Genomic DNA, 12,147 nt, shown 5'->3' with positions numbered 1-12,147 from the left:
ACCCCTGGGCGCCTTCGCGGCAGGACGTACGTCACAGGGTGCGGGACGCGGGCCGGAAATGCGAACGCACCGGCTCCGACAGGAGCCGATGCGGTGACGAGGCCGGGCCGGGTGGCGTCAGACGGCTGTCCCGATGAGAGTGCCGAGGGCGTACGTGAGCGCGGCGGCGGCGCCGCCGAGGGCGAGCTGGCGCACGCCGCTGAACCACCAGCTGCGGGCCGTGACCTTCGCCACCAGCGCGCCGCACGCGAACAGGCCGACGAGCGCCAGCAGCACCGCGGGCCAGAGCGTGCTCGCGCCGAGGAGGTACGGCAGCACCGGCAGAAGCGCTCCGAGCGCGAACGAACCGAACGAGGACACGGCGGCGACGAGCGGCGAGGGCAGGTCGTCCGGGTCGATGCCCAGCTCCTCGCGGGCATGGATCTCGAGGGCCTGCTCGGGGTCCTTGGACAGCTGCATCGCCACTTCGCGGGCGAGCGCCGGCTGCACGCCGCGGGCCACGTACAGGGCGGCCAGCTCTTCCATCTCGTCGACCGGATGCTTGCGCAACTCCCGGCGCTCCACGTCCAGTTCGGCCTCGACCAGCTCACGCTGGGACGCGACGGAGGTGTACTCGCCGGCCGCCATGGAGAAGGCGCCGGCGGCGAGTCCCGCGAGTCCCGCGATGACGACGGTCTGCTGCGAGACCGCCCCACCGGCGACACCGGTCATCAGCGCCAGGTTGGAGACCAGTCCGTCCATCGCACCGAACACCGCCGGACGCAGCCAGCCACCGTTCACATCGCGGTGCGTGTGGTTGTCACGGTGCGCCTCGTGCAGCGTGGCCTCGGTCTCGATGATGGACACAGCTCTCCCCTTCCTCCGGCAGCGGCCCTTCGCCTCCGCCCCCCTCGTCGTCCTCGAAGATACGCCGGACGTAAGGGGCGTACCAGCAAGGCAGGCTTTACTTACCTGACCGGGAGACTGGGCGAAGCGGGTGACAGAAACGTTCCTCCGACTCATTGCGGGCGGCTCGTGGCACAGATCGAGGAACAAGGCTCGCGCGCGCGAAGGGGACCTTCATGGAAGTGCTGGAAGCGTCCGGCTCCGGTTCCACCGCCGCCCTGCTCGACCGGGCCCGCGGAGCACTCCTCGGCCTCGCGGTCGGCGACGCGCTCGGCGCCCCGGCCGAGAACCTGCGCCCCTCCGAGATCCGCCGCCGATGGGGCCGCATCGAGGGTTTCGTGAGCGACGACCCGGCGGGCACCGACGACACCGAGTACGCGATCTTCTCCGGTCTGCTGCTCGCCCGCCACGGCTCCGCGCTGACCGTCGCGCATGTCGAGTCGGCGTGGCACGAGTGGATCGCGGACCTGGACGAAGGACCGTTCCGCGGGGCGGGGTTCAGCGAGCGCGGCACCCTGGAGAACCTCCGCAGGGGCCTGGCGGCCCCCATCTCCGCGCAGCACCGGCACGCGTGGAGCGACGGTCTCGCGATGCGGGCCGCCCCCTTCGGCGTCTTCGCCGCCGGCCGCCCCGCGGAAGCGGCACGGCTGGTGGCCGTCGACGGAAGCGTCAGCCACGACGGCGAGGGCATCTACGGCGGCCGGGCGGTGGCGGCGGGGGTCGCGGCGGCCATGGGCGGCGCGGGCCCGGCGGGGGTGATCGGCGCGGCGCTGTCCGTCGTCCCCATGGACTCGTGGACGGCCCGCTCCATGCGGCGCGCGGTCGTCGCCGCCGGACGGACGTACCCCGACGCCCTCTCCATGGAACGGGCCGTCCGCTCCGCGGTCGTCATCGGCGGCTACCCCTGGACGGACCTGGCTCCCGAGGCGGTCGGCCTCGCGTTCGGCGCGTTCGCCGCGGCACGGGGCGACTTCCGTACGTCGGTGCTGACAGCGGTCAACATGGGCCGCGACGCCGACACCACGGCGGCGGTCGCCGGCGCGCTGGCGGGCGCGGTGTCCGGTACCGCGGCGATCCCGGAGGAATGGGCGTCGGCCATCGGCCCGGTCCGCGGCAGCTGCCTCCCCTCCATGCGGGGCTATCACGTGCTGGACATCGCCGATCTGCTCACCCCGGACGAGGGGGACGACCCGGCATGACCCCCGGCCCGGACCCCGTCCCCGACACCACGAAGCCCGGCACGCCGCCCGCCACCGAAGCCGCCGGCCGAACGCGGGACGCCGGCGACCGGGTCCACATCCACGACGCCCCGAAGCCCGGGCCCCCGGACGACACCGAAGCGCCCCGCCGGACACGGGACACCACCGACCGGATCCACATCCACGACACCCCGAAGCCCGGGCCCCCGGACGACACCGAAGCGCCCCGCCGGACACGGGACACCACCGACCGGATCCACATCCACGACACCCCGAAGCCCGGATCCCCGGACGACACCGAAGCGCCCCGCCGGACACGGGACACCACCGACCGGATCCACATCCACGACACCCCGAAGCCCGGATCCCCGGACGACACCGGAAGCGCGAGCCGGAAGCGGAGCGCCGATGTGGTCCTCGTTCACGGCACAGCGACCGGCCGGGCGCCGGCGGCGGCACCACGCGCCCAGCGATACGCTCCGGCCTCCGCCCTCGGCATCCGGCCCTCGGGCGAGACGGGACACACGCGCGGCACCTCGCTCGGCACGCCGGCACCGAAGCCCGCACGGCCCGGCGGGCGCCCGGCGCGCAGGACGGAGTACCTCGCGCCGGACGGACCGCGCCGGATCGAGGGCCTCCTGCTGGGACTCGCCGCCGGTGACGCCGCAGGATGGCCGGCCGCACGGCACCGTGCCGCCCGGATGCCCGAGTGGACCCGGCGTCTGACCCGCGAGCTCGACACCTTCGCCGAGCAGAACGCCACGACGACCCTGCCCGTCCCCATCGCGCTCAACCAGCCGCCGGAGCCCCTCCGGCTGGGCCCCTCCGACGACGCCGAGTGGGCGGCGTTCGCCGCCGGGACCGTGCTCACCGCCGCAGGGCAGCTCTTCCGCGGCCTCGCCTCGGAGCGCCGCATGCGGGCCGCGATCGACGTCGCCTGGAACTCCCTCGCGGGCCAGGTCGCCGCGGCCGCAGAGCGCGCTCCCGAGGTCGAGTCCGCCGTGCTGCCGCTGCGCGCCCGTATCTCCGTGCGCGCCGGGCTCGGCAACCTGGCCACCGGTCTGCGCCCTCCCGCCACCGGCCACGACAACCCGCACTACTTCGACGACGCCGCCTGTGTGCGGGCCGCCGTGCTCGCCGTCGTCCACCCGGGCGACCCGGCCTCGGCCGCCGGGCTGGCCGAGTTCGACGCCCGGTACACACAGGACGGCGACGGGGTCCACGGGGCCCGCGCCATGGCCGCCGCCGTCGCCGCCGCGCTCGGCGGCGGGGACGTGGAGGCGGCCGTCGACGCGGCGCTCGCCCAGCTCCCGGAGGCGACGGAGATCGGCCGCAACGCGCACCACGCGGTCGGGCTCGCCCGCGACGCGTCGGGCGCCTTCGAGCTGGTACCGCTGCTCGAGCACCAGATCGTCGACCATGTCTACAGCTACGGCATCGCCGCCGCGGAGACCGTGCCGGTCGCGCTCGCCGTCGCCGTCGCCGCGCGCGGCAAGGTCGCGGAGGCCGTGCCCGCGGCCGCCTGCCTCTCCCGCGTCGCCGACTCGGCGCCGGCCCTCGCGGGCGCGCTCACCGGGGCGCTCGGTGGCGGCACTTCCCTGCCCGCCACCTGGCGCGACGCCTGCCGCACCCTGGCCGGCTGTGCGCTGCCCCGTCTCGCGGGAACGGACCTCGTCGAGCTCGCCGCCCTGCTCGAAAGGGCGCTCCGCGCGCCCGGAGGGCTGCCGCTGGGTGCCGTCCCGCCCACCGGGTAGCCGAAACCCCGGCGCGAGGTCCGCCGTCGCCGGCCGCCCCAGGGGGACAATTCCGACATGATGACGACCACGGCGGCGACGAAGACGGCCGCAGCAGCGGCGACGAATCCCCTCTCACTCGAAGACCGGATCACCGGCAGCCTCGTCGGCGCAGCGGTCGGCGACGCGCTGGGCGGCCCTGTCGAGGGATACACCCCCCACCAGATCGTGGAACGGCACGGCGGCCGCGTCACCGGCATCGTCGGCCCCTGGCACGGTGACGAGTGGCGCACCGCACGCCCGATCGCCCCGTACCACAAGGGTGACGGGCACATCACCGACGACACCCTGATGACGCACGCGCTGATCGGGGTGTACGCCACGGTCCGCGACCACCTCGACGCGTACGCCGTCGCCGACCACCTCGTCCCGGACCTCATCACCAACCCCCGCTGGATCCCGGAACTCGAGGCCGAGGCCATTCCCCTCCAGCGGCTCTTCCTCGCCGAGAAGTGGCTCGTCGCCCGGCTGCACTACGGGCACCACGACCCGCGGGAGGCGGGCAGCGGAAACATCGTGAACTGCGGTGCGGCGATGTACATGGCGCCGGTGGGGCTGGTCAACGCGGCCAACCCCGCGGCCGCCTACGCGGAGGCGGTCGACATCGCGGGCGCCCACCAGTCGTCCTACGGGCGGGAGGCGGCCGGAGTGTTCGCGGCCGCGGTCGCCGCCGCGTGCCTGCCGGGCGCCACCCCGGCCTCCGTCGTCGAGGCGGCGACGGCCCTGGCGAAAGACGGCACCCAGGCGGCGATCGAGTCGGTGGCCGAAGCGGCCGCGCGGCACACGGACTTCGAGTCGGCGCTGGTGCCGCTGCGGGCGGCGGTCGCGCCGTTCGACACGGTCGGCCCCGACTACCGCTCACCGTCACTGGGCGCACGCCGCCCCTCCCGCCTCCACTCCATCGAGGAGCTCCCGATCGCGCTCGGAATGCTCCTCGTCAACGACGGCGACTACCGCCGCACGGTCCTGTCGGCCGTCAACTACGGGCGGGACTGCGACTCGATCGCGACGATGGCCGGCGCGATCGCGGGCGCCCTGAGCGGCGAGGCGGCCGTGCCGGAGGAGTGGGCCCAGCAGGTCGCGGAGGCCAGCCGTGTCGACCTGCACGCGCCGGCGGCCGAACTGGCCGCGGTCGCACGGGAGATCCACGAACGGGACACCCAGCGCCGCCGGGCCCACGAGACGGCGTTCGCCACCCTCACGGGCACGGCACGATGACGCAGACGCTGCGGCTGACCTGGGTCCAGCCGGAGGACCTGATCGGCCATGAACTGAGGCAGGCGGAGGAGGACGGCAGGGACGGATCGCCGGTCCGGGACCGCTGGCTGGCGGCGGGCGGCGCGCTCGCCCCGGAGCGCGCGGGGGCGTCGCGGGCGCCCGCTCCTGGCGCGCTGCGGGCACTGGCCGAGGAACTGCTCGGCGAACTGGCGGCCCTGCCCTGCCCGTCGACCGCCGACGAGCCCATGTCGCTTGCCGGCATCGCCGAAGCCTGCCGCCTGCCCCTGGCGGCCGAGGGCCACGGCGCCGGAGGCGGCGGGAGAGCGCGACAGGCCCCCATGGCCGAGTCTGGCACCGGCGTCCCGGCGCCCGGGCCGCCAGAGCCGGTCGAACCGGTGGAGCCGTCCGATGTCGTCGGCAGCGGTACGCGAACGACCCGCGCCTGCGGCCCGGCGGACACACCCCTGCCCCGGCCGGCGCACCGGCTCGGAGACGCGCTGCACGCCGCCTGGCTCGGGCGCGCCGCCGGCTGCCTGCTCGGCAAACCCGTCGAGAAGCTGCCGCTCCACGCCATCCGCGACATCGCCCGCGCCACCGGCAACTGGCCTCTCACCACCTGGTTCACCGCCAAGGGTCTGCCGCCGGAGCTCGCCGCCGCCCATCCCTGGAACCGGCGCAGCGCCGCCACCTCCCTCGCGGAGAACATCGACGGCATGCCCGAGGACGACGACCTCAACTATCCGCTCCTCGGCCTTCTCCTCCTCCAGCGCCACGGCAGGGACTTCACCACCGACGATGTCGCCAGGCTGTGGCTGGACGAGTTGCCGGCCGGGCGCACGTTCACGGCGGAGCGCATCGCGTACCGCAACCTCCTGTGCGGCATCGAGCCCTCGCTGAGCGCCTCCCACCACAACCCGTTCCGCGAATGGATCGGCGCGGCCATCCGCGCCGACATCCACGGCTGGACCAACCCCGGCGCGCCCGAGGCCGCCGCCGCGCAGGCGTACCGGGACGCCTGTCTCACGCACACCGCGAACGGTGTGTACGGCGCCATGTTCACCGCCGCCGCCATCGCCGCCGCGGCCACCGGCACCGCCGATGTGCACGCGGCGATCGCCGCCGGCCTCACCGTCGTCCCGCCCCGCTCACGCTTCGCCGCCGCCGTGCGCTTCGGCGTCCGGGCGGCCGGGGAGCACGCCGACTTCGCCGACGCCGTCGACAGCGTCCACGCCGAGTACGGGGCCTACCACTGGGTGCATGTGCTGCCCAACGCCGCGCTGCTCGTCGCCGCGCTCACCCATGCCGACGGTGACTTCACCGGTTCCATCTGCCGCGCCGTGTCCGGCGGGCTCGACACCGACTCGAACGGTGCGACGGCCGGATCGCTCGCCGGCCTGCTGGCCGGGCGGCCGGACGCCCTGCCCGACCGGTGGACCGCCCCGCTCAAGAACCGGCTCACCACCTCCGTCACCGGGTTCGACGGCGTCGGCTTCGACACGCTCGCCCACCTCACGCTCAAGGAGGCACTCCGCCCATGACAGGCATCGTGGTGCTCGGCAGCACCAACATGGACCTCGTCGCCTTCGTGGCGCACGCGCCGAAACGCGGGGAGACCGTCACGGGACGCGAGTTCCGCACGGTCCCCGGCGGCAAGGGCGCCAACCAGGCCGTCGCGGCGGCACGCGCCGGCGGCGAGGTCGCGATGATCGGCGCGGTCGGCTCCGACGCCTTCGGCCCCCAATTGCGGCACACCCTCGAATCCTGCGGTGTCGACATCGACCTGCTCCGGACCTCCGAATGCCCCTCCGGCACTGCCCACATCGTCGTCGACGACGAGGGCGGCAACGCCATCGTCGTCATCCCGGGCGCCAACGGCACCGTCACCGCCCTCGCCCCCGGCGAGGAAGCCCTCATCGCCACCGCGGACACCCTGCTGCTCCAGCTCGAACTCCCCCTCAGCGCCGTCCTCGACGGCGCAGAGGCAGCCCGCCGCCACGGGGTGCGGACGGTCCTCACCCCCGCCCCCGCCCAGCCGCTGCCGCCCGAACTCCTCGCCGCCACCGATCTGCTGGTGCCCAACGAGCACGAGGCCGCCACCCTCACCGGCATCGCCGACCACCGCTCCGCGGCACAGGAACTGCTGCGCCAGGTCCCGGAGGTGGTCATCACCCTGGGGTCCGCGGGCTGTCTGTACGCGGCCCGGGGCACCGAGCCGATCAGTGTCCCCGCACCTGCCGTCCACGCCGTGGACACCACCGCGGCGGGCGACACCTTCGTCGGCGCCCTGGCCGTGGCCCTCGGCGAGAAGAAGCCGATCAGGCAGTGCCTGGCCTGGGCATGCGCGGCCGCCGCCTTGTCCGTCCAGCGCCCGGGAGCGTCCTCTTCCATGCCGTACCGCTCCGAGATCGACGCCGCCTCATGAGCCCTGCGTCGTCTCCCCTCCCCCCGAACCCCCTTCCCTCGAATCCCCTTCCGCCGGAGAGTCACCGTCCCCCGGAAAGTCACCGTCCGCCGGAGGGTCGCCTTCCGCTGGAGGGCCTGCGGGTCCTCGACCTCGCGACCCTCTTCGCCGGCCCCCTGTGCGCCACGATGCTCGGTGACTTCGGCGCCGAGGTCATCAAGGTCGAGCACCCGACCCGCCCCGACCCGTCACGCGGCCACGGCCCGGCCAAGAACGGTGTCGGGCTGTGGTGGAAGGTCCTCGGCCGCAACAAGCGCAACGTCACCCTCGACCTGTCCTCCCCCGGAGGCCGGGAGACCCTGCTCCGTCTCGCCGCGACCGCCGATGTGGTCGTCGAGAACTTCCGCCCCGGCACGCTGGAGAAATGGGGGCTCGGCTGGGACGAACTGAGCGCGGCCAACCCCCGGCTGGTCCTCGCCCGGGTCACCGGCTTCGGACAGTTCGGCCCGTACTCACACCGCCCCGGTTTCGGCACCCTCGCGGAGGCGATGAGCGGCTTCGCCGCCGCCACCGGCGAACCGGAAGGTCCGCCGACACTCCCCCCGTTCGGCCTCGCCGACTCCGTCGCCGCCCTCGCCACCGCCTATGCCGTCATGACCGCGCTCGCCGCCCGCGCCACCACCGGCCGCGGCCAGGTCGTCGACATGGCGATCATCGAACCGATCCTGGCCGTACTCGGCCCGCAGGCGCTCTGGTACGACCAGCTCGGCTATGTCCAGCCCCGCACGGGCAACCGCTCCCGCAACAACGCGCCACGCAACATCTACCGCACCGTGGACGGCAGTTGGCTCGCCGTCTCCACCTCCGCCCAGTCCGTCGCGGAACGCGTCATGCATCTTGTGGGCCGGCCCGAGCTCGTCGAGGAGCCGTGGTTCGCCACCGGAACCGGCCGCGCCGAACACGCAGGCGAACTCGACGACGCCGTCGGCGGCTGGATCGCCCGCCGGACACGCGACGAGGTGGTCGACGCGTTCGAGAAGGCGGAGGCGGCCGTCGCCCCCGTCTACGACATCAGCGACGTCATGCAGGATCCGCAGTACCAGGCGCTCGGGACCATCACGGAGGTACCGGACCCCGAACTCGGCACGCTGCGTATGCAGAACGTCATCTTCCGGCTGTCGGAGACCCCCGGCCGTATCCGCTGGGCCGGCCGGCCGCACGGCGCGGACACCGAGGAGGTCCTGACCGAACTCGGCCTGACCCCCACCGACATCACCGCACTTCGCACCCAAGGGGCACTATGACCATCCCCCTCACCTGGCTCTACGCCCCGGGCGACCGCCCGGAGGTGGTACGCAAGGCCCTCGCCTCCGAGGCCGACATCGTCATCGTCGACCTCGAGGACGCCGTCGCCCAGGGCCGCAAGCCGTACGCCCTCGACGCGACGGCCGAACTTCTGTCGTCCCCCCAGCCGCTCCCTGTCCATGTCCGCATCAACTCCCCCCATGACGTCGAGGCACTCGCCGGCCTGCCGGGTCTGAGTGCCCTGCGTATCCCCAAGGTCGCATACGCCACCGACATCCAGCAGATCGCGGCCCGCGCACCTGGCGTCCCCCTGTACCCGCTCATCGAGTCGGCGCTCGCCGTGGAACACGCGTACGCGATCGCCACCGCGCACGACGCCGTCGCCGGCATCGCGCTCGGCGAGTCGGATCTCCGCGCCGACCTCGGTCTCCGCGGCGACGCCGGTCTCGACTGGCCCCGCACCCGTACGGTCATGGCCGCGAGGGCCGCGGGTCTCGCGCCGCCGCCACAGTCGGTCTTTCCGGACATCCTCGACCTCGACGGCCTCTACGCCTCCTGCTCCCACGGCCGGTCCCTCGGCTTCCTGGGCCGGGCGGCCATCCACCCACGCCAGCTCCCCGTCATCGAACGCGCCTTCCGCCCGACGAAGGAGGAGATCGAAGCGGCCGAGGACATCGTGAAGGCGGCAGCGTCGGACGCGGGGGCGCTGGCCCTGCCGGACGGCCGCTTCGTCGACGCGGCGGTGGTGGCGGGGGCCCGCCGGACGCTGGCGCTGGCGAGCCGCGAGGAGCTCTGAGCGGGAGTCGGGGCCGGGGGGCCGGGGGCTGCTGCGGGTGCGTGGCCGCGGGGGCAGGTGCCCGCTGCGGATGCGTGCCCGCCGGGCAGGTGCCCGCTGCGGATGCGTGCACGCTGCGGGTGGGTGGCCGCTGCGCGGAGCCTGTCCCCTACCCCGCCCCTTCCCGAAACCGGGGCGAGCCCCGGGCCCCGTACCGCGCTTCGCGCGGTGTCCTCAAACGCCGGACGGGCTGAATTTCGCGAAGCGAAATTCAGCCCGTCGGCAACTCCAGCCCTGTCGGTTATCGAGGCGCGGGGATTGGGGCGCAGAGCCACGAAACACCGCGCGGAGCCCGACTGCGGGTCCCGCAGGGAGCCCGGATGCGGGTCCCGCAGGCAGCCCGACTGCGGGTCCGCGCGGAGCCCGGTTGCGGGTCCGGCGCAGGCGCCATGCACCCGCGCCGCCCCGCCCCCGCTTCACGCCTTACCGGGCGACTCCGCCGCGTCCGCGGATTCCGGTGCCGTATCCGACGCCGGCTCCGGCTCCGGCTCCGTCTCGGACTTCGCCGTGCCGGCGCCGTCCCCGGGCTCGCCGTCGGAGGAGGAGGCCTCCGCGGTCGCGTCGGACTTCGACTTGTCCACCGCCGCCGGCTCCACGATCTCCTCGCGCCCCGGGCGCTTTCGTGACGAGATCACGATGTACGTGACCGCCAGCAGGAAGACCACGATGGAGGTCCAGACGTTCAGCCGCACGCCGAGGATGTCGTGCGCCTCGTCGACGCGCATGTACTCGATCCAGCCGCGGCCGGCGCAGTATGCCGCGACGTACAGCGCGAACGCCCGCCCGTGGCCCATCTTGAAGCGGCGGTCGGCCCAGATGACCAGCAGCGCCACGCCGATGCACCACAGGGACTCGTACAGGAACGTCGGGTGGTACAGGCCCGCCTCGCGGTTCGCGCCCTCGGTGATCTTGAGCGCCCAGGGGACGTCGGTCTCCCTGCCGTACAGCTCCTGGTTGAACCAGTTGCCCCAGCGGCCGATCGCCTGCGCGAAGGCGATAGCGGGCGCGAGGGCGTCGGCCCAGGCGGGCAGCGGGATCCCGCGGCGGCGGCAGCCGATCCAGGCGCCGACCGCGCCGAGCGCGATCGCGCCCCAGATACCGAGGCCGCCCTCCCAGATCTTGAAGGCGTCGACCCAGTTCTCACCCTCGCTGAAATACAGCTGGTAGTCGGTGATCACGTGGTAGAGCCGACCGCCGACCAGGCCGAACGGCACGGCCCAGACAGCGATGTCGGCCACCGTTCCGGCCTTGCCGCCCCGGGCGACCCAGCGCCGGTTGCCGTACCAGACGGCTACGAAGACGCCGATGATGATGCAGAACGCATAGCCTCGCAGCGGAAGCGATCCGAGGTGGATCACTCCGGTCGACGGGCTGGGAATGTAGGCGATGTCCATGGCAGGACCGACGCTACCCTGCCGGGCGGGACGTACGGCAACCCGCCCGGCAACTTCTGGGTAACGGGACACGGCCGTGGCAACGGACACGGCCATGGTCGTCATCATGATCACGGGCGTGGCGCCGCGGCCGGCCACCGGCGGCGCGCGCACCTCCCGATCGGGCGCGGCCACCCGGCCGGAGAACCGCCACCGGCCCGTCCGGCCTCAGGACGACGACGCTCCCGGGCTCGCGCTCCCGCCCTCGGTCGGCGCCGCCGGCCGCTCGGTGCCCGGCGGCTTGTTCTTGTTGGCCTCGTTGACCCACTTCTTGAAGTTCGCGACGGAGATCTGCTCCTTCCCCTTCGTCGGGAAGATCGACTCTCCGTTGAGGAGCACGGTCGGGGTGCCGGTGAAGCCGCCGGCCTGGAAGGCCTCGTTGGACTTCTTCACCCAGCCGTCGTGCTTGCCCTCCTCCACACAGCTGCGGAACGCGGGCGTGTCCAGTCCCTCGACCTTGCCCGCGAGCTCGATCAGCTTGCCGTTGTCGGCGAAGGCGTCGTCCGGCTCGGGCGGCTGGTTCATGTACAGCACGTCGTGGTATGGGGCGAACTTCCCGGCGTCCTGGGCGCACGCCGCCGCGTTCGCCGCGCGCAGGGAGCCGCTGCCGCCCATGTTCCCGTCGATGATGGTGGCAAGGTGATAGTCGATCTTGATCTGGCCGGCCTTCTCCAGCTCATGGATCGTGTCGCGCAGAGCGTTCTCGAACTGGGCGCAGGCCGGGCACCGGAAGTCCTCCCACACCGTGACGGTGGACGGGGCGTCGGCCGCGCCGACCGGGATGGCGAGCTGCTCCTCGCCCTGCACGCCGCTCGGCGCGAGGAGCGGCCCCGCGTCCGTCGTGCCGCCCCCGTCGTCCTTGCCGCTGTTGGCTGCCACCAGGCCGGCCACGGCGGCCAGCCCGAGCACGCCCACCACGGCCGAGGCCACGATCAGGGTCCTGCGGCGCTTCTCGCGTGCTTTCTCCCGCGCCCGTTCCTGCTGGAGCCGCTCGCGCGCTCCCCGCTTCCGCTCTTGGTTCTCGCTCACACACCGCAAACGAACCGGGGAGGCGTGTGCACGCCTCCCCGGTCCCTGA

At 73.7% G+C, this 12,147-nt stretch carries 10 protein-coding genes; 7 read left to right on the top strand and 3 right to left on the bottom strand.

Annotated elements, in window-relative coordinates; all coding sequences use genetic code 11:
- Window positions 1-117: 117 nt before the first annotated feature.
- A complete protein-coding gene (locus ACTMTU_RS17240) occupies window positions 118-846 on the bottom strand; it encodes a VIT1/CCC1 transporter family protein (protein ID WP_441264351.1) in 729 nt (242 codons plus the stop codon).
- A 215-nt stretch (window positions 847-1,061) separates the two neighbouring features.
- Here ACTMTU_RS17240 and ACTMTU_RS17235 point away from each other — a divergent pair, with 215 nt between their 5' ends.
- From ACTMTU_RS17235 to ACTMTU_RS17205, 7 genes are all read left to right on the top strand, one after another.
- The gene (locus ACTMTU_RS17235) at window positions 1,062-2,084 is read left to right on the top strand and encodes an ADP-ribosylglycohydrolase family protein (protein WP_441264350.1); all 1,023 of its coding nucleotides are present in this window, start codon (window positions 1,062-1,064) and stop codon (window positions 2,082-2,084) included.
- 626 nt (window positions 2,085-2,710) lie between these two features.
- Window positions 2,711-3,838 carry an ADP-ribosylglycohydrolase family protein gene (locus ACTMTU_RS17230; RefSeq protein ID WP_441264467.1) on the top strand — a complete coding sequence of 376 codons (1,128 nt, stop codon included), beginning with the start codon at window positions 2,711-2,713 and terminating at the stop codon, window positions 3,836-3,838.
- A gap of 57 nt (window positions 3,839-3,895) precedes the next feature.
- Window positions 3,896-5,095: an ADP-ribosylglycohydrolase family protein gene (locus ACTMTU_RS17225; RefSeq protein ID WP_441264349.1), complete on the top strand. Its 1,200-nt coding sequence runs from the start codon at window positions 3,896-3,898 to the stop codon at window positions 5,093-5,095.
- Complete coding sequence (locus ACTMTU_RS17220; protein ID WP_441264348.1) at window positions 5,092-6,633, top strand: ADP-ribosylglycohydrolase family protein; 1,542 nt, start codon at window positions 5,092-5,094, stop codon at window positions 6,631-6,633. Before ACTMTU_RS17225 ends, ACTMTU_RS17220 begins: the two co-directional genes overlap by 4 nt.
- On the top strand, window positions 6,630-7,517 hold the full coding sequence (gene rbsK / locus ACTMTU_RS17215; RefSeq protein WP_441264347.1) for a ribokinase: 888 nt from the start codon (window positions 6,630-6,632) through the stop codon (window positions 7,515-7,517). Before ACTMTU_RS17220 ends, rbsK begins: the two co-directional genes overlap by 4 nt.
- The gene (locus ACTMTU_RS17210) at window positions 7,514-8,800 is read left to right on the top strand and encodes a CaiB/BaiF CoA transferase family protein (RefSeq protein WP_441264346.1); all 1,287 of its coding nucleotides are present in this window, start codon (window positions 7,514-7,516) and stop codon (window positions 8,798-8,800) included. Before rbsK ends, ACTMTU_RS17210 begins: the two co-directional genes overlap by 4 nt.
- A complete protein-coding gene (locus tag ACTMTU_RS17205) occupies window positions 8,797-9,597 on the top strand; it encodes an HpcH/HpaI aldolase/citrate lyase family protein (protein WP_441264345.1) in 801 nt (266 codons plus the stop codon). The genes ACTMTU_RS17210 and ACTMTU_RS17205 overlap by 4 nt, the downstream gene beginning before the upstream one ends.
- 455 nt (window positions 9,598-10,052) lie before the next feature.
- Here ACTMTU_RS17205 and lgt read toward each other — a convergent pair whose 3' ends face one another.
- On the bottom strand, window positions 10,053-11,030 hold the full coding sequence (gene lgt / locus ACTMTU_RS17200; protein ID WP_441264344.1) for a prolipoprotein diacylglyceryl transferase: 978 nt from the start codon (window positions 11,028-11,030) through the stop codon (window positions 10,053-10,055).
- 207 nt (window positions 11,031-11,237) lie between these two features.
- Window positions 11,238-12,098 (bottom strand): DsbA family protein, encoded by an 861-nt coding sequence (locus ACTMTU_RS17195; RefSeq protein ID WP_441264343.1) that lies wholly within the window; start codon window positions 12,096-12,098, stop codon window positions 11,238-11,240.
- Window positions 12,099-12,147: the final 49 nt, after the last annotated feature.

The organism is Streptomyces sp. OZ13 (genome assembly GCF_052068155.1).
Classification (GTDB): Bacteria; Actinomycetota; Actinomycetes; order Streptomycetales; family Streptomycetaceae; genus Streptomyces.
Note: the sequence above shows the minus strand (reverse complement) of the source record. Positions and strands in the feature narration are given on the sequence as shown.